The 19386-nt window shown below is 68.2% G+C and carries 14 protein-coding genes and 3 tRNA genes; 7 read left to right on the top strand and 10 right to left on the bottom strand.

Annotated elements, in window-relative coordinates; all coding sequences use genetic code 11:
* Positions 1-10: 10 nt before the first annotated feature.
* From M9799_RS04610 to M9799_RS04600, 3 genes are read left to right on the top strand one after another with little or no spacing between them, the layout of a single operon-like run.
* Complete coding sequence (locus M9799_RS04610) at positions 11-1399, top strand: TolC family protein (protein WP_231043940.1); 1389 nt, start codon at positions 11-13, stop codon at positions 1397-1399.
* Complete coding sequence (locus M9799_RS04605; protein WP_231043941.1) at positions 1396-3588, top strand: type I secretion system permease/ATPase; 2193 nt, start codon at positions 1396-1398, stop codon at positions 3586-3588. Before M9799_RS04610 ends, M9799_RS04605 begins: the two co-directional genes overlap by 4 nt.
* Entirely contained in the window at positions 3585-4748 is a 1164-nt protein-coding gene (locus tag M9799_RS04600; protein ID WP_231043942.1) for a beta-barrel domain-containing protein, read from the top strand. The genes M9799_RS04605 and M9799_RS04600 overlap by 4 nt, the downstream gene beginning before the upstream one ends.
* Before the next feature lie 18 nt (positions 4749-4766).
* On the opposite strand, the gene rsgA is transcribed toward M9799_RS04600, so the two are convergent.
* From rsgA to M9799_RS04585, 3 genes are read right to left on the bottom strand one after another with little or no spacing between them, the layout of a single operon-like run.
* Positions 4767-5717 carry a ribosome small subunit-dependent GTPase A gene (rsgA, locus tag M9799_RS04595; protein WP_377007357.1) on the bottom strand — a complete coding sequence of 317 codons (951 nt, stop codon included), beginning with the start codon at positions 5715-5717 and terminating at the stop codon, positions 4767-4769.
* Between the two features lie 2 nt (positions 5718-5719).
* Positions 5720-6058: a 4a-hydroxytetrahydrobiopterin dehydratase gene (locus tag M9799_RS04590; RefSeq protein WP_231043944.1), complete on the bottom strand. Its 339-nt coding sequence runs from the start codon at positions 6056-6058 to the stop codon at positions 5720-5722.
* Entirely contained in the window at positions 6055-7380 is a 1326-nt protein-coding gene (locus M9799_RS04585) for a M48 family metallopeptidase (protein WP_231043945.1), read from the bottom strand. The genes M9799_RS04590 and M9799_RS04585 overlap by 4 nt, the downstream gene beginning before the upstream one ends.
* A gap of 30 nt (positions 7381-7410) precedes the next feature.
* Here M9799_RS04585 and orn point away from each other — a divergent pair, with 30 nt between their 5' ends.
* Positions 7411-8004: an oligoribonuclease gene (gene orn / locus M9799_RS04580; RefSeq protein ID WP_231043946.1), complete on the top strand. Its 594-nt coding sequence runs from the start codon at positions 7411-7413 to the stop codon at positions 8002-8004.
* A 307-nt stretch (positions 8005-8311) separates the two neighbouring features.
* Positions 8312-10315: a DEAD/DEAH box helicase gene (locus M9799_RS04575; RefSeq protein ID WP_231043947.1), complete on the top strand. Its 2004-nt coding sequence runs from the start codon at positions 8312-8314 to the stop codon at positions 10313-10315.
* A gap of 204 nt (positions 10316-10519) precedes the next feature.
* Here M9799_RS04575 and M9799_RS04570 read toward each other — a convergent pair whose 3' ends face one another.
* The 7 genes from M9799_RS04570 to M9799_RS04540 form a co-directional block, all read right to left on the bottom strand.
* Positions 10520-11749, bottom strand: a complete 1230-nt coding sequence (locus M9799_RS04570) for a multidrug effflux MFS transporter (protein ID WP_231043948.1) — start codon at positions 11747-11749, stop codon at positions 10520-10522.
* A 110-nt stretch (positions 11750-11859) separates the two neighbouring features.
* Positions 11860-12930, bottom strand: a complete 1071-nt coding sequence (locus M9799_RS04565) for a hypothetical protein (RefSeq protein WP_231043949.1) — start codon at positions 12928-12930, stop codon at positions 11860-11862.
* Between the two features lie 162 nt (positions 12931-13092).
* Positions 13093-13168, bottom strand: a tRNA-Lys gene (locus M9799_RS04560).
* 29 nt (positions 13169-13197) lie between these two features.
* A tRNA-Lys gene (locus M9799_RS04555) sits at positions 13198-13273 on the bottom strand.
* 80 nt (positions 13274-13353) lie between these two features.
* Positions 13354-13429: transfer RNA gene (locus tag M9799_RS04550), tRNA-Lys, on the bottom strand.
* 66 nt (positions 13430-13495) lie between these two features.
* On the bottom strand, positions 13496-14380 hold the full coding sequence (locus tag M9799_RS04545) for an NAD(P)-dependent oxidoreductase (protein ID WP_231043950.1): 885 nt from the start codon (positions 14378-14380) through the stop codon (positions 13496-13498).
* Between the two features lie 130 nt (positions 14381-14510).
* Positions 14511-15488 (bottom strand): GMP reductase, encoded by a 978-nt coding sequence (locus M9799_RS04540; protein ID WP_231043951.1) that lies wholly within the window; start codon positions 15486-15488, stop codon positions 14511-14513.
* A 289-nt stretch (positions 15489-15777) separates the two neighbouring features.
* Here M9799_RS04540 and M9799_RS04535 point away from each other — a divergent pair, with 289 nt between their 5' ends.
* Complete coding sequence (locus M9799_RS04535) at positions 15778-18225, top strand: UvrD-helicase domain-containing protein (RefSeq protein WP_231043952.1); 2448 nt, start codon at positions 15778-15780, stop codon at positions 18223-18225.
* Positions 18225-19337 (top strand): FUSC family protein, encoded by a 1113-nt coding sequence (locus M9799_RS04530; RefSeq protein ID WP_231043953.1) that lies wholly within the window; start codon positions 18225-18227, stop codon positions 19335-19337. Before M9799_RS04535 ends, M9799_RS04530 begins: the two co-directional genes overlap by 1 nt.
* Positions 19338-19386: the final 49 nt, after the last annotated feature.

Here is a 19386-nt window from a genome sequence, read left to right as displayed (position 1 = left end):
GGATGCCTGCATGCAACGCTCTTGTCTCACGCAGGAAGCCCTGCGCTGGCCGCGCATCTTCGGCTTCGACGGTTCCCGCCCTGCGCGCACGGCCCGCGCCGCCATGGGGCTGGCGCTTGCGCTGGCGGGCCATGCCGCGGCCGGCCCGCCGCCCTGGGCCGGGGGCGCGCCGGCGACGCGCGCGATCGCGCTGGAGCAGCTGTCGCTGCGCGATGCCATCGGCCTTGCGATCGCCCGCCACCCCGACATCGCGCGCAGCCATGCCGAGATCGCGCAGGGCGCGGCGCAGGTCAGCGTGGCCAAGGCCGCCTGGTATCCGAAGCTCGAATACGGGCTGCGGCCCGGCTATGGCGGCAGCTTCGGGGCCGAGGGCAACCGCGCGGGCGCGCGCGCCTCGGTGGGCGTGTCGCAGCTGCTCCATGACTTCGGCCGCACCGCCAGCCGGATCTCGGCCGCCGACGCCACGCTGAGCCAGAGGACCCACCAGGCGGATGATACGGTCGAGGGGGTGGCGTACCAGACGGCGGCCGGTTTCATCGAGCTGGCCGCGGGCCAGGAGATCATTGCCGCGGCGCAGCGCCAGGTCGATGCGCTGCAGCAGACCCGCGCCAAGATCCACGAACGCGTGCGCGCGGGCCTGTCGCTGCCCTCGGATGCCAATGTCGCCGACCTGGCGCTGCTGCGCGCGCAGGCTGCGGTGATGAAAGCCCAGACGCGGCTGGACGTGGCGGCGGCCCGGGTCAACGAATTGATCGGCGTGCGCCCGCACAGCGTCGAGCGCCTGGCGGCGACGGTGCGCGTGGTGCGCGATCTTGGCAGCGAGGGTGGCGACGTCGAGCGCACGCCCGCGGTGCTGGCCGCGGCGGCGGCGGTCGAGGCCGCGGATGCGCGCGTGCGCCTGGCCGATGCCGAGCGCTATCCCTCGATCAGCGTGGGCGTCAACCGCTCGCAGTCGCTCGGGCGCGCCGATGTGACCAACGACCGCTGGGTCGGCCTGCAGGTGACGGGCAGCTATGGGTTTGGCGGCCTCGCGCAGCACCAGCGCGACGCGGCGCTGGCCGAGCTGCGCGCGAGCCAGGAGAGCCTGGAGAACCAGCGCCTGGTCACGCGCAGCGCGTTGAGCGCCGCCGAGATCGAGGCACAGGGCGCGGCCGCACGCCGCGAGGGCTACGACAAGGTCGTCGCGCTGTCGCGCGCCTCGCGCGATCTGTACTGGCAGGAGTACATGCTGAACAAGCGCACGTTGACCGATGTCGTGAACCCGGAGCGCGACATCTACGACGCCGAGGTGGAAGGCATCAATGCGCTGGCCGACGGCACGCTGGCGCGCATCAAGGCCTACACGGCGGTGGGCCGGCTGGTCACGCTGCTGCGCGAACATGAGGAGGCACCGCGATGAAAGACGAGATCCGCATCGCACCGGCGCAGGGCGGCCGCCGCGAGGAGCTGATGCGCTGGGTCGATCCGCTGCTGTGCGCGGCGCGCGCGCTCGGGCTGGATGTGTCGCCGGAGCAACTGGGCAGCGTGGCGGCGTGGGCCTCCCCGCAGGACCTGGACGCGGCCATCGTCGAGATGGCCTCGGCCGCGGGCCTGGGAGCGCAGTTCGTCGACATGCCGGTGGCGCGGCTGTCGCCGTCGATGCTGCCCGCGCTGGTGGTGTGCGACGGCACGCAGGTCGGCGTGGTCACCGCGGTTTCGGCCGGGCAGGCCAGCGTGCAGCTTTTTCCCGGCGGCAAGGCGGTGGAGCGCGTGCTGCCGCTCGACGGCCCCGGGCTGGCCGGCGCGGCGCGCGTGCTGCTCGTGCAGGAGCGGGCCGCGCGGCGCGACGACCGCGTCGATGCCTATCTGGCCGCCCCGGCCGACTCCTGGCTGTACGGGCTGCTCAAGGGCCAGCGCCGGCTGCTGTTCGATCTGGGCGCGGGTTCGCTGTTCGGCAATCTGCTGGCCATCGGCACCTCGCTGTTCGCCATGCAGGTCTGGGACCGGGTCGTGCCCGCGCGCTCGACGCACACGCTGTGGGTGCTGGCCGCGGGCGTGGCGCTGGCGCTGTGCCTGGAGCTGATGCTGCGCACGCTGCGCGCCTCGCTGGCCGACCGCTTCGGCAAGCGCGCCGACCAGCAGCTCTCCGCGATGTTCTTCGCGCGCGCGCTCGACATCCGCAACGATGCGCGCCCGCGTTCGCCGGGCACGCTGGTGGCGCAGCTGCGCGACCTCGAACAGCTGCGCGAAGTGCTGACGTCGACCAGCCTGGGCGTGCTGCTCGACATGCCGTTTGTCGGGGCCTTCCTGTTCATCATCTGGCTGCTGGGCGGGCCGCTGGTGCTGGTGCCGCTGGCGGCGATTCCGCTGCTGCTGTTGCCCGGCCTGCTGGCGCAGTGGCCCCTGGCGCGGCTGTCGCGCCAGGGGCAGGCGGAGTCGGCGCTGCGCAATGCGGTGCTGATGGAGTCGATCTACCGCGCCGAGGACATCAAGGCGCTGCAGGCCGAGCCGCGCTTTCGCCGCCTTTGGGAGCGCACCAACCGGGTGAACGCCGAGATCGGCCTGCAGCAGCGCCACATTGCCGGCCTGCTGGTGCATGGCGCGCAGACGGTGCAGCAGCTGGCCTATGTGGGCGTGCTGGTGGCCGGGGTCTACGGCATTCTCGATGCGAGCCTGTCGTTCGGCGCGGTGCTGGCCTGCTCGATCCTGACCAGCCGCACGATCGCGCCGCTAGGCCAGATCCCGGCGCTGCTGTCGCGCATCCAGAGCGCGAGGGTGGGCAAGAAGGGGCTCGATGGGCTGTTGGCGCTGCCCGTCGACCATGATCCCGCCAAGGAGGCGTACCACAAGCCGGCGCTCAGGGGCCAGTACCGCTTCGAGAACGTCGCCTACCGCTTCGATCCGCAGGACCGCGTCGTGCTGCAGCTGCCGCAGCTGTCCATCCAGCCGGGCGAGCGGGTTGCTGTCCTGGGGGCCGTCGGCGCGGGCAAGTCGACGCTGCTGCGGCTTCTCGGGGGCCTGGCGACGCCGTCGCAGGGGCGCATCATCCTGGACGACACGCCGATGCCGCTGATCGACGTGGCGGATGTGCGGCGCGACGTCGGCCTGCTGCTGCAGGAATCGGGGCTGTTCTACGGCACGCTGCGCGAGAACCTGCTGATCGCCGATCCGCTGGCCAGCGACGAAGCCATCCTGGCGGCCATGCGCCTGGCCTGCGCGGACCAACTGCTGCTGAAGCAGCCGCATGGCCTCGACCTGAAGCTGCGCGAGGGCGGCATCGGCCTGTCGGGCGGGCAGAAACAGGTGCTGATGCTGGCGCGCATCTTCCTGCGCGCGCCGCAGGTGCTGCTGCTGGACGAGGCCACCGCGTCGCTCGACGAAGGCACCGAACTGGCCATCATCGGGCACCTGCGGCAATGGCTGGGCCGCCGCACGCTGGTGCTTGCCACGCACCGTTATCCGCTGCTGTCGCTGGTCGACCGCATCATCGTGCTGGACAACGGCCGCATCGTGCGCGACGGGCCGCGCGAGCAGGTGCTGCAGGCGCTGCGCGGCAAGCCGCCGAATGCCAAAGCCAGGGCGCCCGCCACCGAGGAGGTTCAGCCATGAGCGCAATCCATGTACCGGCGCGCGCGGGCCTGGGAGAGCGGGCGATGCTGTGGCTGATCGTGGCGTCCATCGCGGCATGCGCCATCTGGGCCTACCTTGCCCCGCTGGACGAGGTCGCCGTGGGCGAGGGCCGGGTCACGCCGGCCTCGCGCGCGCAGATCGTGCAGAGCCTCGAGGGCGGAATCCTGGCCGAGCTCGACGTGCGCGCCGGCACCGTGGTCGAGGCCGGGCAGAAGCTCGCCACGCTGGATCCAGTGCAGGCGCGCTCGTCGATGGAGGAGACGCTCGAGCGCATCGCGTCGCTGCAGGGACGGGCCGCGCGGCTGCGGGCACAGATCGACGACCAGGCCCGGGTCGCCTTTCCCGCGGAGCTTGCCGGCAACCAGGACATCACCGGGCGCGAGCGCCAGCTGTTCGTGGCGAACCAGCGCGCGTTCCGCGAGAATCTGGCGAACCTGCGCGTGCAGCTGCGGCTGGCCGAGGACGAGCTGCAGCTTGCGCTGCCACTGCTCAAGAGCGGCGCGACCAACGAGGTGGAGATCTTGCGCCTGCGGCAGCGGGTCGCGGAATTCTCGACCAAGCTGGCGGCGACGCAAAGCGAGTACTACGTCGCGCTCAAGGCCGATTACGCCAAGACCATGGCCGATCTCGATCCACTGCTGAAGGTGCGCGAAGGCCGCGCCGACCAGCTGCGCCGCACGGTGCTGCACGCGCCGGCGCGCGGCATCGTCAAGGACGTGCGCGTCTCGACCATTGGCGGCGTGGTGGCGCCGGGCGGGGTGCTGATGGAGATCGTGCCGCTCGACGATCAATTGCTGATCGAGGCACGCATCAGCCCGCGCGACATCGCCTTCATCCATCCCGGCCAGGCAGCGACGGTGAAGATCAGCGCCTTCGACTCCTCGGTGTATGGCTCGCTGCCCGCCAGGGTCGAGCAGATCTCGCCCGACACCATGGAGGACCAGGTCGACCGGCGCATCTACTACTACCGGGTGGACGTGCTGACGCGGCACGCGCACCTGGAGACCCGGGACGGCAAGCGCCATCCGATCCTGCCGGGCATGGTCGCGACCGCCGAGATACGCACCGGCAGCCGCACCGTGTGGGAGTATCTGGTCAAGCCGCTGAACCGCGCCGCCGAAGCCCTGCGCGAGCGCTGATGCGGGCTTGCGCGGGATTCAGTAGCGGCGTTCGGCGCTCAGTTCCTCGAACAGGTCCTGGTAGATCCGGTAGCGGTTGGCGCTGATGCGGTGCGTGCTGTCCTCGGCATCGACCTCGGCCATCACGGCGCAGCCGGGTTCGTGCAGGTGGGTGCAGTTGTAGAACCTGCAGTCGGCGGCGCGCGCGCCGATGTCGGGCATGCAGCGCGCGAGGTCCATCGGGCCGATATGGTGCAGGCCGAATTCCTGGAAGCCCGGCGAATCGAGCAGCGCGGTCTGGCGCTCCTCGTCGACCCAGTACCAGGTGGTGCTGGTCGTCGTGTGCTTGCCGGAGTTCAGCGCCTGGGAGATCTCGCCGGTCTGTGCGCGCGCGCCCGGCACCAGCAGGTTGATCAGCGTGCTCTTGCCCGAGCCCGAGGGCCCGAGCACCAGCGTGGCCTTGCCCTGCAGGTGCTGCAGCAGCGCGGCGCGGTCGGTTTCGCTGGATTCGGTCAGCGACAGCGGCAGCACGCCGTAGTGCGGCTTCTCGTTGCCGTGGCGCATGTGGCGGTAGGGCAGCAGCCGCTCCCAGGCGCGCGCGAAGGGCTCGACCAGATCGCTCTTGTTCAGCGCGATCAGCGGCGTGATCTGCGCGGCCTCGGCGGCGATCAATGCGCGCGCCAGCTGGCTTTCGGAGAACACCGGGTCGGCGGCGATCAGGATCAGCACCTGGTCGATGTTGGCGGCAAAGGACTTGGTGCGGATCTCGTCCTGGCGGTAGAACAGGTTGCGCCGCGGCAGCACCTTCTCGATCGTGCCTTCGTCGCCCTGGCCGGCGGCCGGCATGATCCAGCGCACGTGGTCGCCGACCACCGCCTGGCTTTTCTTGCCGCGCGGGTGGCAGATGCGGCGCGCGCCGTCGGGCGACTCGACCACGCAATGCCGGCCATGGCTGGCCACGACCAGGCCTTCGGGGCGGGAGCTGTCCATGGTCATGCGAGCAAGGCGTCGATGCGGCGCGCGCAGTCGAAGTCCGTGGCCGAGACGCCGCCCACGTCATGGGTGTTCAGGCGCACGCTGCAGCGGTTGTACTGCACCAGCAGTTCCGGATGGTGGTCCTGCTGGTGGGCGATCAGCGCCACCGCGTTGACGAAGGCCATGGTCTCGTAATAGTTCACGAAGGAGAAGGTCTTCTCGATGGCCACGTGGGGGCCGTCGCCGTGCAGCTGCCAGCCTTCGGCCTGGGCCAGCTGCGAGACCAGTTGCGTGGCCGTCAGCGCGCGGCGCGGCTGTGCGGACCAGTCCTGTTGCTTGAGTGGTTTGGAAGTCATGGTGCGTTGGGGGCCGGCGCCGGCGCGGGCAGGCGCGCCAGGCGTTCGATGGCCGGTGGGTGCGAATAATGAAAGGCGACGTAGGCCGGATCGGGCGTGAGCGTCGAGGCGTTGTCTTCGTAGAGCGTCAGCAGCGCCGAGGCCAGCGCGCCGCCGTCCGCCTGCGCCGCGGCATAGGCGTCGGCCTCGAATTCGTCGCGGCGCGAGAAATGCGACATCAAAGGCGCGAGGAAGAAGCCGAACACCGGCGCGGCCAGCATGAACAGCAGCAGTGCCAGCGCCTCGTTGCCGGCCAGGCCGCGGGCGCCGGGCAGCAGCAGCTCCAAGCTCGGCAGCACGCCCAGGCCGGTATAGAACCAGGGCTGCTGCGACAGCCAGCCGAGCAAGGCCAGCGCCGCCAGGCTCAGCGCGAACAGGCCGGCCAGCCGCTTGGCGATGTGGCGGTGCTTGAAGTGGCCCAGCTCGTGGGCCAGCACGGCCTCGACCTCGGCCGGCGACAGTTGCGTGAGCAGGGTGTCGTAGAACACCACGCGCTTGGCCGAGCCGAAGCCCGTGAAATAGGCGTTGGCGTGCGCCGAGCGGCGGCTGCCGTCCATGACGAACAGGCCCTTGGCGGCAAAGCCGCAGCGCTGCATCAGGGCGCTCACGCGCGCGCCCAGGCCTTCGTCCCGCAGCGGCTCGAAGCGGTTGAACAGCGGCGCGATCAGCGTGGGATAGAGCCACATCAGCAGCAGGTTGAAGCCGGCCCACACGGCCCACGCCCAGAGCCACCACAGGCTGCCGGCCGAGGCCATCAGCCACAGCACCAGTGCCGCCAGCGGCAGGCCGATGGCGGCCGCGACCAGCGTCGACTTGAGCAGGTCGGCCAGCCACAGCCCGGGCGTGAGCTTGTTGAAGCCAAAGCGCTGCTCGACGACAAAGGTCTGATAGACCGACAGCGGCAGGCCAGCCAGGCCGGAGACCAGCGCAAAGCCGGCCAGCAGGGCCAGCTGCTGGTGCAGGCCCGCGCCCAGCCAGGACAGCAGCCCCTGGTGCAGCGCGTCCAGCCCGCCCAGCAGCGTCCAGCCCAGCAGCAGCGCGGTGGAGACGGCCATGTCCAGCAGCCCGGTGCGCGCCTTGGCCAGGGTGTAGTCGGCCGCTTTCTGGTGCGCGGCCAGCGTGATGCGCTGCGCGAAGGGCGCCGGCACCGCGGCCCGGTGGCGCGCGACATGGCGCACCTGGCGGGCGTTGAGCCACAGGCGCACGAGCAGCTGCAAAGCCAGCAGCGCGGCAAAGCCCAGAGTCAGCAGCAGCGAGGGTGAAAAGGGGGCGGAGGGATGCATGTGAGGGCAGTGTAGGCGACAATTTGCGCCATGTCCGATGCCCCATCCTCCAACCCTCCCGTGCTTGCGAAATCCGATCTGAATCTCGTCTGGCTCGACTGTGAAATGACCGGGCTGCAGCCCGAAACCGACCGCGTGCTCGAGATCGCCGTGGTCGTGACCAATGCCGACCTGTCTATCCGCGTCGAAGGCCCGGTCTTCGCCATCCACCAGAGCGACGCGCTGCTGGGTGGCATGGATGCCTGGAACAAGGGCACCCATGGCCGCAGCGGCCTGATCGAGCGCGTCAAGGCATCCGAAGTGAGCGAGGCGCAGGCCGAGCAGGCGCTGATCGCCTTCCTGTCGCAGTACGTGCCCAAGGGCAAGGTGCCGCTGTGCGGCAACAGCATAGGGCAGGACCGGCGCTTCCTGGTCAACTACATGCCCAAGCTGGAGGCTTTCTTCCACTACCGCAATATCGATGTCAGCACCCTCAAGGAGCTGGCGCGCCGCTGGAAACCTGCGGTCTGCGCCTCGTTCAAGAAGGCGCAGCGCCACACGGCGCTGGCCGACGTGCATGAGTCCATCGACGAGCTGATGCACTACCGCACACACTTCCTGGCGGTGGAAGCCCTGCCGGCCTGATGGCGGACGGCGGAGCGGGCCTGCCCCCGGCAGGCTTGGCCTTTGCATTCTCAGGGCAATTGCGCTATCGAACTTGCAGCATCGGTGGATGCATGTGATAATTGCGCTCTTGCCCCGACCGGGGTAATTTGCGCATCTCCCATCACTCACCGGGCCCCGCTTTTTGATCCGTGCTTCCTCGCACGGCACAAGCAATTTATGCCCAGCCGCCTCGCTCCCGAGCCGGCCACGTTTGACGGTTGATGTTTTTTAACCGTCACGAAGCACCGCAGACAGCTGTCCGGTGGCGCTTCCCCGTGAGAAACAAATGAACGACAACATCATTGAGCAGGGCGCCACCGCCGCTGCAGAATCCTCTTTGGACCATTCCATCCTGAATGCAGCCCATGCTGCCGACGACGCTGCCATCGTTGCAGACGCCGCCTCCGTCATTGCCGAAACCGATTCCCTGGACGCAGCGCCCGAACAAACGCCCAACGGCTTCGTGCAGCTGGGCCTGGCGCCCGAGCTGATCCAGGCCGTTGCCGACCTGGGCTACACCCAGCCCACCGCCGTGCAGGCCAAGGCCATCCCGCTGGCCATGAACAAGGGCACGCACGCGACGCCCTTCGTCGACCTGATGGTGTCGAGCCAGACCGGCTCGGGCAAGACCGCTGCCTTCCTGCTGCCCGTGCTGCACACGCTGCTGGAGCAGCAAGCCGAAGCCGAAGCCGAGGCGCGCGCCGAATTCGAGCGTGCCGTGGCCGAAGCCGCTGCCAAGGGCGAGCCCGCGCCCAAGCGCAACAAGCGCAAGGACCCCACAAACCCGCGCAACTTCAAGGCCGCCACGCCCGGCGCCCTGATCCTGTGCCCGACCCGCGAGCTGGCGCAGCAGGTGGCGCAAGACGCCATCGAGCTGGTCAAGCACTGCCGCGGCCTGCGCGTCGCCAACGTGGTCGGCGGCATTCCCTACCAGCTGCAGATCGCCAAGCTGCAGAACGCCAACCTGGTGGTGGCCACGCCCGGCCGCCTGCTGGACCTGCAGCGCTCGATGCAGATCAAGCTCGACAAGGTGCAGTTCCTGGTGGTGGACGAAGCCGACCGCATGCTCGACCTGGGCTTCTCGGACGACCTCGCCGAAGTCAACCAGATGACCTCGCAGCGCCAGCAGACCATGATGTTCAGCGCCACCTTCGCGCCGCGCATCCAGCAGCTGGCCATGCGCGTCATGCACGACAACGGCGCCGGCGTGAAGAAGATCACCATCGACTCGCCGCAGGAAAAGCACGCCAGCATCAAGCAGGTGCTGTTCTGGGCCGACAACGCCCAGCACAAGCGCAAGCTGCTGGACCACTGGCTGCGCGACACCACGATCAACCAGGCGATCGTGTTTGCCTCCACGCAGGTGGAATGCGACGGCCTGGCCACCGACCTGCAGCAGGAAGGCTTCTCGGCCGTGGCGCTGCACGGCGCGCTGAGCCAGGGCCTGCGCAACCGCCGCCTGCAGGCGCTGCGCGGCGGCCAAGTGCAGATCCTGGTGGCCACCGATGTGGCGGCACGCGGCATCGACGTGCCCACCATCACCCACGTGTTCAACTACGGCCTGCCGATGAAGGCCGAAGACTACACCCACCGCATCGGCCGTACCGGCCGCGCGGGCCGCACCGGCCTGGCCGTCACTTTTGCCGAGATGCGCGACCGTCGCCGCATCTTCGACATCGAGTCGTACACCCGCCAGCAGTTCAGCGCGGAAGTGGTGCCGGGCCTCGAGCCCACGCAGCGCGCTCCCCAGGGCGGCCGTCCCGACGGCCGTGGCCGTGGCGGCGAAGGCCGTGACTACTCCTCGCGCGGCCGTGGCGGCTTTGGCGGCGGCCGTGGCTTCGGCGGCGACCGCGACCGCGGCCGCAGCATGGGCTTCGGCGGCGGTGACCGTGGCTTCGGCGGCGGCGACCGTGGTGGTTTCGGCGGCGGTGATCGCGGCGGCTTCAACGACCGTGGCCCGTCCTTTGCTCCGCGCGGCGCTGCACCCCGTGACGACCGTGGCTTCGGCGGCGCTCCCCGCCGTGACGACGGCTTCGCGCCGCGCCGTCCGGCCTTTGGCGAAAACCGCGGCAACGACCGTGGCGGTTTCGGCGGCAACGACCGCGCAGAGCGTGGCGGTTTCGGCGGCGACAACCGCGGTGAACGCGGCGGCTTCGGCGGCGGCGACCGTGCCCCGCGTGAATACGGCGCACGTCCGGCCTACGCCGGCAAGCCCGCGGGCGGCGCAGGCGGCAAGCCTTCGTTCACGCCCCACGACGCACGCAAGCGTCCCGCACGCCCGGCACGCTGATCTGCGGCGCTGAGCATGTGAAAAAACCGGCCTTGGGGCCGGTTTTTTTATGGGTCGTTGAGTGAGCGTTGCGGTGATCTTGAGGACGTTGCCCTTACACCCTTCGACAGGCTCAGGGCGAGCGGAAAAACCGTTTGCCCTGAGCCTGTCGAAGGGTGAGCGGCCTGGCCACAAATGCAAGGCACCCCGCCGAGAACCCGGACCTCACCCCGTGCTCTTCCTCCCGATCTCCGGCCACCGCGCATGCAGATAGACCCAGGCCCCCAGCCCGATCAGCATCAGCGCCATCGAGGTGATGGCCAGCGCCAGGGTCGAATGCATCACCAGTGGCGCCAGCAGCCCCGCGACCAGGCCGTTGGCCGTCGAGCCGATGAAGGCCTGCAGCGACGAGGCCATGCCGCGGCGCTCCGGGTAGAGGTCCAGCACCAACAGTGTCACGACCGGCACCATCAGCGCCCAGCCCAGCGAGAACAGCGCGATAGGCACCAGCGCCCAGCCGGCATGCAGCGGCAGCACCAGCGTGGCGATGACGTTGAGCGCCGACACCAGCAGCATGATCAGGAAGCCGTGGCGGATCTGGCGCTTCGGTGGAATGCGGCCCGCGAGGCGCCCGCTGAGCCAGGCGCCGGTCATGATGCCGGAGATGATCAGCAGGAACAGCCAGAAGAACTGCGTCGGGCCCAGCCCCAGGTGGTCCCCGAGGAACGCCGGCGCCGCCAGCACGTAGAGGAACATGCCGTTGAAGGGCACGCCGCTGGCCAGCGCCAGCAGCAGGAAGCGCGGGCTCGAGACCAGCTGCCAGTAGCCGCGCATCAGGTGCCGGGTGTTGAAGGGCTGGCGCAGCTCGGCATGCAGGGTTTCGGGCAGCCAGCGGTAGTTGATGCTCCACAGCAGCACGCCGATCAGCGTCAGGAACCAGAAGATGCTGTGCCAGCCGGCCAGCACCAGCAGCCAGCCCCCGGCGATCGGCGCGATGGCGGGGGCGGCGCCGAAGAACAGCGTCACCTGGCTCATGACCTTCTGGGCTTCCGAGGGCGGGTACATGTCGCGAATCACGGCACGCGAGACCACGATGCCCGCGCCCGTGGACAGGCCCTGCAGCGCGCGGAAGAATACCAATTGGCCGATGTTCTGCGACAGCGCACAGCCGGCCGAGGCCAGCGTGAACACGGCCAGGCCCCAGAGCACGACCGGGCGCCGCCCGAAGCTGTCGGCCAGCGCGCCATGGAACAGGTTCATGAACGCGAAGCCGAACAGGTAGGCCGACAGCGTCTGCTGCATCTCCACGGGTGTCGCCCCCAGCGCCTTGGCGATGCCGGAGAACGCGGGCAGGTAGGTGTCGATGGAAAATGGCCCGAGCATGCCCAGCAGGGCCAGAAGGACGGACAGCGTCCAGCGCGGGCCGGGCCAGAGTTGTTGGGCTTGAGGGTGCATGAGGCGTGCCTGGGGGAGAGCGCCTGGCGCCGGGAGTGTCGCATGCAGGCCGCGTGCCGATTGTGCCGTGCAAAACGAAAATCCGCCGGACCCTGCGCGGCACGCGCCGTTCAGGAGGAGCTTGAGGATTGGGTTTCTATCTTCACGATGGCGAAGTTGATCATGCGGGCGTTTTCAATGGCCGGCATCCGATCGAGGACCGTGACCTGACCATCGTCGTACCGGATCCACTGCTCGTCCTTGGCATAGGCAATGTAATGCCCGGTATTGTCCGTGCCGATGAACTCGATGACCTCGCGCGGCTCGAGCGTGAGAACCGTCGTCTGCTTGCCGTCGTTGGTCTTCAGGCGCACGACCTGGTCGAAGTGGAAATTCCTGTTGCCGAGGATGCGCGGACCCTGTCCGTCATCGACGTCGTTTTCCATCCTGATGGTCAGTTGCCGCAGTTCCTGGCCCGGCGTGACCTGCCAGCTGGCGGGCGCGGTCCGGTCGAGGATATCCTGCAGGCTGTCTTGCGCAGTGGCTGGCCGCAGGATCGTCCAGTACTCCTCATCGGTCTTGAACGCATTGTTGTCATCCTTGAGTGCCATCGTGTGAAGCTTGTGCAACGCGAAGGACTCCGACAGCTTGATCAGGAAATCGTTGGCATCCTGCGCCCGGCCGACGATCGTGAACTCTGGATCGCCTCGGGCGTTGAGCGCAGAGAAGGACGGCAGCTTCTGCAGGCTGGCAAAGAAGCCCGCCAGGTCCTCCTGCGTCGGCGCGGTCTCGGAATGGATGTTTTCGATCAGCTGGACGAATTTCATCGCGGCTTCGCGCTGCGGCTCATCGCCGGCAGCGACTTGCGCGATCAGATGCTTCCTCAGCCGTTCAGGCTCGGTCGAATGGATCAGGAACTTCAGTGCCGCGTTCGCATAGCAGGTGCCGCCGAGATTGTCGAACCCGGCCATGGGATGCGGGCTTGGCGTAGAAAGGCTGGGCACCACCGTCGAAGCGCTGTAGGAGTAGCGTGTCACGGATGGCGCGGATGGCGCTGGCATTGCAGGTGTCCCGCGTGTCGCGGCCACGCTTTCGCCTTCGCCGCCGCAGGCGGCCAGCATGAAAGCGGCGCAGAACCAGGGGGCCACCAGGAAGACTGTGCCGAACCAGCGGGCGCAAAGGATCAAATTCGAAGGGAACATGTTTTCTTGCCTCTTTGTGCAGCCTATAGGCAAGGTGAGTGACCCAATCTTTTGATAGGTTCCACCTATCGATATAAATTCATAGATAGTTATTTTTGGAGTTTGCGGCTTGACTCGCGCGAAAAGAAAAAAGCCCACTTCCTGCGAAGTGGGCTTTTGTATTGGTGGGTCCTGAGTGATTCGAACACTCGACCTACGGATTAAGAGTCCGCTGCTCTACCAGCTGAGCTAAGAACCCAATCTTTTGTTGAACCACTGAATTGAAAGTGGTGGGTCCTGAGTGATTCGAACACTCGACCTACGGATTAAGAGTCCGCTGCTCTACCAGCTGAGCTAAGAACCCATCTTGAAGGACCAAGGCGAAAGCAGCCTTGAACTTCCAAAACGTTGAGCATCGACCTTGCGGTCGCTGCGCCGAAAAAGTGGTGGGTCCTGAGTGATTCGAACACTCGACCTACGGATTAAGAGTCCGCTGCTCTACCAGCTGAGCTAAGAACCCACTTTTCCCTTGCGTTTGCAAGCGAGACCTGGATTATGCACTATTTTTTGGATGCCCGCAGCAAAGTCAGGCCATTGCGTTGCGGCTGGCGAGCTCGACGAACAGGCCGCTGTGGTCCAGCTCGCCCAGGCCATGGGCAATGCTGTCGGCGTAGAGCCGCTCGAACAGGCCGGTGATCGGCGCATCGAAGCCGATGTCCTCGGCCGTGGCCAGCGCATTGCGCATGTCCTTGAGCTGCACCGCCATGCGCCCGCCCGGTGCGAAGTCGCGCTCGAGCATGCGCTGGCCGTGCAGCTGCAGGATGCGGCTGTCGGCAAAGCCGCCGCCGATCGCCTCGCGCACCTTGGCCATGTCGGCACCGCCCTTGGCCGCCAGCAGCAGCGCCTCGGCCACGGCGCCGATGGTGATGCCGACGATCATCTGGTTGGCGAGCTTGGCCAGCTGGCCCGCGCCATGCGGCCCCACGTGGGTGGCGCGGCCCAGGCTGGCAAAGACCTTCGCGGCGCGCTCGAAGTCGGCGGCCTTGCCGCCCGCCATGATCGCCAGCGTGCCGGCCTCGGCGCCCGCGGTGCCGCCCGATACCGGTGCGTCGAGATGGGCGATGCCGCGGTCGCCCAGCCGCGCCGCATGGTCGCGCGCCTCGCTCGGCTGGATCGAGGCCATGTCGATGAACAGGCCGCCCTCGGGCAGGGACATGGCCACGCCCTGGAAGAACAGCACGTCCTCGACCACCTGGCCGTTTTCCAGCAGGCTGATGGCGATGTCGGCACCGGCCACGGCCTGCGCGGCGCCCTCGTGCACGCGTGCGCCCTCTGCGGCCAGCGGCTCGGCGCGCGCGCGCGTGCGGTTCCACACATGGACTTCGTGCCCGGCGCGGCACAGGCGGCGCGCCACCGGCAGGCCCATCATGCCGATGCCCAGCACGGCAATCTTCAACGGGGGAGGGGACATGGGTGCAAACGTCCTTGATGGAGTGCGGGGGCGCCGCATGGAAAAAGGCCCGGGGCATGCCATGCGCCGGGCCTCCATCATCACCGCGATCGGGCGTGCAAGCTGTCACCCAGCTTGCAACAGCAATTGCTTACATCAGCAGATGTTCGCCCGCGTTGTCGCCGCCCAGGGTCACGTAGTTGACCTTGCGGATGTCCATCAGCTTGTTGCCGCCGGCGTAGCTGATCGAGCTCTGGATGTCCTGCTCCATCTCGATCAGCGTGCTGGCCAGCGTGCCCTTGACGGGCTCGAGGATGCGCTTGCCCTCGACGTGCTTGTACTCGCCCTTGTTGAAGTCCGAGGCGGAACCGTAGTATTCCTTGAAGCGCTCGCCATCGACCTCGACGGTGTTGCCCGGCGATTCCTCGTGGCCGGCGAACAGCGAGCCGATCATGACCATGCTGGCGCCGAAGCGGATGCTCTTGGCGATGTCGCCATGGCTGCGGATGCCGCCGTCGGCGATGATCGGCTTGGTGGCGACGCGCGCGCACCACTTGAGCGCCGACAGCTGCCAGCCGCCGGTGCCGAAGCCGGTCTTGAGCTTGGTGATGCAGACCTTGCCCGGGCCGATGCCGACCTTGGTCGCGTCGGCGCCCCAGCTCTCGAGCTCGATCACGGCCTCGGGCGTGCCGACGTTGCCGGCAATCACGAAGGACTGCGGCAGCTTTTCCTTCAGGTAGGCGATCATGTTCTTCACGCTGTCGGCATGGCCGTGGGCGATGTCGATGGTGATGTATTCGGGCACCAGGCCTTCGGCGACGAAGCGGTCGACGGTGGCGTAGTCGGGTTGCTTCACGCCCAGCGAGATCGAGGCGAAGCAGCCCTTGGCCTGCATGTCCTTGACGAACTGCACGTTGTCCAGGTCGAAGCGGTGCATGACGTAGAAGTAGCCGTTTTGCGCCAGCCAGGTGCAGATCGACTCGTCGACGACGGTTTTCATGTTGGCCGGGACGGCCGGGATGCGGAACGACCGACTGCCCAGCGTCACGCTGGCATCACACTCCGAACGGCTTTCGACGCAGCATTTGCGCGGCAGCAGGAGAATGTTGTCGTAGTCGAAGATTTGCATGAGATTCCAAGCTCCATAAAGGGTCGCCGCGGAACGATTTCCATGGCGATGGGGCGCTTGGCTTGGTGACCGGTTCGCGGGCGCTGCCGCTTCGGGCGGCCACCGCGGGCCTGCGGGGCAGGCACAAAAAACCGGACCACAAGAAACTTGGGCCCGGTGACTGATTGTACCGGCTCGATGTGCAAAGCAGGAATGCCCCCGAGGATGGACAGGTTGACGGCGTGGGGATCACCCAAGGCTTTTTGACGGCAATGCGGCCAGGCAAGGGCAGGGTTTCTACAATTGCGGCATGTTTCCTCTCGACCTGCTCTCCGGCGCCGAGCCCAGCGCTTCGCCCGACTCCCCCCTGCTGGCCCACCTCAACGAGGAGCAGCTCGCGGCCGTGACGCTGTCCGCGGGCCATGCGCTGATCCTGGCCGGCGCGGGCTCGGGCAAGACCCGGGTGCTGACCACGCGCATCGCCTGGCTGCTGCAGACCGGGCAGGCTACGCCCGCGGGCATCCTGGCCGTGACCTTCACCAACAAGGCCGCCAAGGAAATGAGCGCGCGGCTGTCGGCCATGCTGCCGGTCAACGTGCGCGGCATGTGGATCGGCACCTTCCACGGCCTGTGCAACCGGCTGCTGCGCGCGCACCACCAGGCCGCGGGCCTGCCGCAGTCGTTCCAGATCCTCGACACGCAGGACCAGCTGTCGGCGGTCAAGCGGCTGTGCAAGCAGCACAACGTGGACGAGGAGCGCTTTCCGCCCAAGCAGCTGCAGTATTTCATTGCCGGCTGCAAGGAGGAGGGCCAGCGTCCGGGCGATGTCGCGGTGAGCGATCCCGACACCCGGCGCAAGGTCGAGTTCTACCAGCTCTACGAGGAGCAGTGTCAGCGCGAGGGCGTGGTCGACTTCGGCGAGCTGATGCTGCGCAGCTACGAGCTGCTGCGCGACCAGCCGCACCTGCGCGCGCACTACCAGCGGCGCTTCCAGCACATCCTGGTCGACGAGTTCCAGGACACCAACCGGCTGCAGTACGCCTGGCTCAAGCAGCTTGCCGGCGATGAGGTCGAGGGGCGCATGCAGGCGCACGGCTCGGTGATCGCGGTGGGCGATGACGACCAGAGCATCTATGCCTTTCGCGGCGCGCGCGTGGGCAACATGGCGGATTTCGTGCGCGAGTTCGACGTGCAGCGCCAGATCAAGCTGGAGCAGAACTACCGCAGCTTCAGCAATATCCTGGATTCGGCCAACGCGCTGATCAGCCACAACAGCCGCCGCCTGGGCAAGAACCTGCGCACCACGCAGGGCCCGGGCGAGCCGGTGCGCGTCTACGAGGCGCATACCGACCTGGCCGAGGCGCAGTGGATCGTCGAGGAGATCCGCCAGCTGGTGAAGAACGACGGCTTCGAGCGCCAGGAGATCGCCATCCTCTACCGCAGCAACGCGCAGAGCCGGGTCATCGAGACCGCGCTGTTCAACGCCGCCGTGCCCTACCGCGTGTATGGCGGCTTGCGCTTTTTCGAGCGCGCCGAAATCAAGCATGCGCTGGCCTACCTGCGCCTGCTCGAGAATCCGCATGACGACACCAGCTTCATGCGCGCCGTGAACTTTCCGCCGCGCGGCATCGGCGCGCGCTCCATCGAGCTGCTGCAGGACGCGGCGCGCAGCAGCGGCTGCTCGCTGAGCGACGCCGTGACGGCCGTGCCGGGCAAGGCCGGCGCCAACCTGGGCGCCTTCGTCGCCAAGATCGAGGTGCTGCGCGAGCAGACCCAGGGCAAGAACCTGCGCCAGATCATCGAGGCGGTGCTGGACGCCAGCGGCCTGATCGAACACTACCGCAACGAGAAGGAAGGCGCGGACCGCATCGAGAACCTGCAGGAACTGGTGAACGCGGGCGAGAGCTTCGTCACGCAGGAGGGCTTCGGGCGCGACGCCGTGGCGCTGCCGCTCGACGAGCATGGCCAGGCGCTGCGCCAGAGCCCGGTGAGCCAGGGGCTCGACCCGAGCCTGCCGGTGCTCGACGAGGTGCTGCCGGTGCTGCAGCCGCAGGGGGGCATCGTCGATATCGATACCGGCGAGACGCTGTCGCCACTGGTCGCCTTCCTGACCCACGCCGCGCTCGAGGCCGGCGACAACCAGGCCCAGGCGGGCCAGGACGCGGTGCAGCTGATGACGGTGCATGCGTCGAAGGGCCTGGAGTTCGACGCGGTGTTCATCGGCGGCATGGAGGAAGGCCTGTTCCCGCACGAGAACGCGATGAACGACAGCGGCGGCCTCGAAGAGGAGCGCCGGCTGATGTATGTGGCCATCACGCGCGCCAGGAAGCGCCTGTACCTGAGCCATTCGCAGACGCGCATGCTGCACGGCCAGACGCGCTTTCACATCAAGAGCCGCTTCTTCGACGAGCTGCCGGAAAGCGCGCTCAAGTGGATCACGCCCAAGCAGCAGGGCTTTGGCACTTTCATGCCGCAGGGAGGCGGTGGCTACGGCAGCGCTGGCTACGGCGGCGGCCGTGGCCAGGGCGGGTGGGGCGGGAAAACCGAGACCTTTGCCAGCCCGCCGGTGCCGCCCCAGAAGGCCGCACCCGGCCACGGGCTGAGCGCGGGCACGGCGGTGTTCCACAACAAGTTCGGCGAAGGCAAGGTGCTGGCCATCGAGGGCACGGGCGACGATGCGCGCGCGCAGGTCAACTTCCCGCGCCATGGGACCAAATGGCTGGCGCTGGCGATTGCAAAACTCACCATTGTGGATTGATGGAAGAAGAAAAACAGAGCCTGCCGCAGGCCTCCAAGACCCGCGCCGCGCTGCAGCTGCTGCATCACCGGCAGCTGCGCGAAAGCCTGGCGCTGGCGCCGCAGATGTCGCTGCGCATCGCGCTGATCGCCGGGCTGCAGGCCAGCCTGGCGGTGCTGGTGGCACTGGTATCGACGCTGATGTCGCCCTGGCCTGAACTCGTGGGCTTTCCGGCGCTCGGCGCGCTGGCCGCGCTGTTCGGGCGCTTCGCGCCGCTCGCGCGGCGCCGGCGCATCGTTGCCGTGTGCGCCATGCTGCTGCTGTTCGCGGTGCTGCTGCCAGGGATGGCTTCGCTGCTGGGCGCGAGCGAATGGGGGCTGGTGCTGGTGCTGGCGCTGGTGGCCGGTGCGTCCACGGTGGCGGTGAGCCGCTGGGACCTGGGCGGCCCGGGCGCGGTGATCATCGTGTTTGCCGCCGGGGCTGCGCTGCATCCAGTGGGCAGTTGGCAGGAGCTGGCGGTGCGCCTGGCAGCGACCGCGGCCGGCGGACTGATCGGCTGGCTGGTCTGCTGGCTGACCGACGGGCTGCGCGCGAAGGAACTGCGTCAGCTGCGATTCCCGGCGACGCGCATTCCGCCGCCATCGCACCAGTGGATCGCGGGCGCGCGCATCGCCGCGGGCGCGGCCGTCGCGGCGCTGCTGGCGTGGGCCGCGGGCGCCGCGCACCCGGCCTGGGCGGCCATCGGGGCCACGGCGGTGATGCAGGGCGGCCACCTGCATGTGACCATGAACCGCGCGCTGCAGCGCATGGCCGGCACCGTGCTCGGCGCCTGCCTGGTGTGGCTGATCCTGGCGCAGCACCCGCCGCTGTGGGGCATCGTGCTGGCGATCGTGGCGTTCCAGTTCCTCACCGAGGTGATCATCGGCTTCAACTATGCGCTGGGGCAGATCACGGTGACGCCGATGGCGCTGCTGATGACCCTGCTGGCCTCGCAGAGCGCGCTGCTCGGCAGCATGCCGGTCGAGCGGGTGCTGGACACGGTGCTGGGCGCGGCCGTCGGCATCGCGCTGGCGGTGCTGTTCTCCAGCGCCGACGACCGCGCCTATCTGGCGGCCCTGCGGCGGCGCGCATGACGGCCTGAAATGGACGGGCGCGCTTTCATCTGCGCGTCATATTGCTTTC

This window comes from Comamonas endophytica (genome assembly GCF_023634805.2).
Taxonomy (GTDB): Bacteria; Pseudomonadota; Gammaproteobacteria; order Burkholderiales; family Burkholderiaceae_C; genus Comamonas; species Comamonas endophytica.
The sequence above is the reverse complement of the archived record's forward strand: the minus strand, read 5'-3'. Positions and strand labels throughout refer to the sequence as shown.

Coding starts and splice junctions, on each gene's coding strand:
- M9799_RS04600 (WP_231043942.1), top strand. CDS start 3,585: ATGAGCGCAATCCATGTACCGGCGCGCGCGGGCCTGGGAGAGCGGGCG.
- rsgA (WP_377007357.1), bottom strand. CDS start 5,717: ATGGACAGCTCCCGCCCCGAAGGCCTGGTCGTGGCCAGCCATGGCCGG.
- M9799_RS04540 (WP_231043951.1), bottom strand. CDS start 15,488: ATGCAAATCTTCGACTACGACAACATTCTCCTGCTGCCGCGCAAATGC.
- M9799_RS04610 (WP_231043940.1), top strand. CDS start 11: ATGCAACGCTCTTGTCTCACGCAGGAAGCCCTGCGCTGGCCGCGCATC.
- M9799_RS04570 (WP_231043948.1), bottom strand. CDS start 11,749: ATGCACCCTCAAGCCCAACAACTCTGGCCCGGCCCGCGCTGGACGCTG.
- M9799_RS04590 (WP_231043944.1), bottom strand. CDS start 6,058: ATGACTTCCAAACCACTCAAGCAACAGGACTGGTCCGCACAGCCGCGC.
- M9799_RS04605 (WP_231043941.1), top strand. CDS start 1,396: ATGAAAGACGAGATCCGCATCGCACCGGCGCAGGGCGGCCGCCGCGAG.
- M9799_RS04545 (WP_231043950.1), bottom strand. CDS start 14,380: ATGTCCCCTCCCCCGTTGAAGATTGCCGTGCTGGGCATCGGCATGATG.
- orn (WP_231043946.1), top strand. CDS start 7,411: ATGTCCGATGCCCCATCCTCCAACCCTCCCGTGCTTGCGAAATCCGAT.
- M9799_RS04575 (WP_231043947.1), top strand. CDS start 8,312: ATGAACGACAACATCATTGAGCAGGGCGCCACCGCCGCTGCAGAATCC.
- M9799_RS04565 (WP_231043949.1), bottom strand. CDS start 12,930: ATGTTCCCTTCGAATTTGATCCTTTGCGCCCGCTGGTTCGGCACAGTC.
- M9799_RS04585 (WP_231043945.1), bottom strand. CDS start 7,380: ATGCATCCCTCCGCCCCCTTTTCACCCTCGCTGCTGCTGACTCTGGGC.
- M9799_RS04530 (WP_231043953.1), top strand. CDS start 18,225: ATGGAAGAAGAAAAACAGAGCCTGCCGCAGGCCTCCAAGACCCGCGCC.
- M9799_RS04535 (WP_231043952.1), top strand. CDS start 15,778: ATGTTTCCTCTCGACCTGCTCTCCGGCGCCGAGCCCAGCGCTTCGCCC.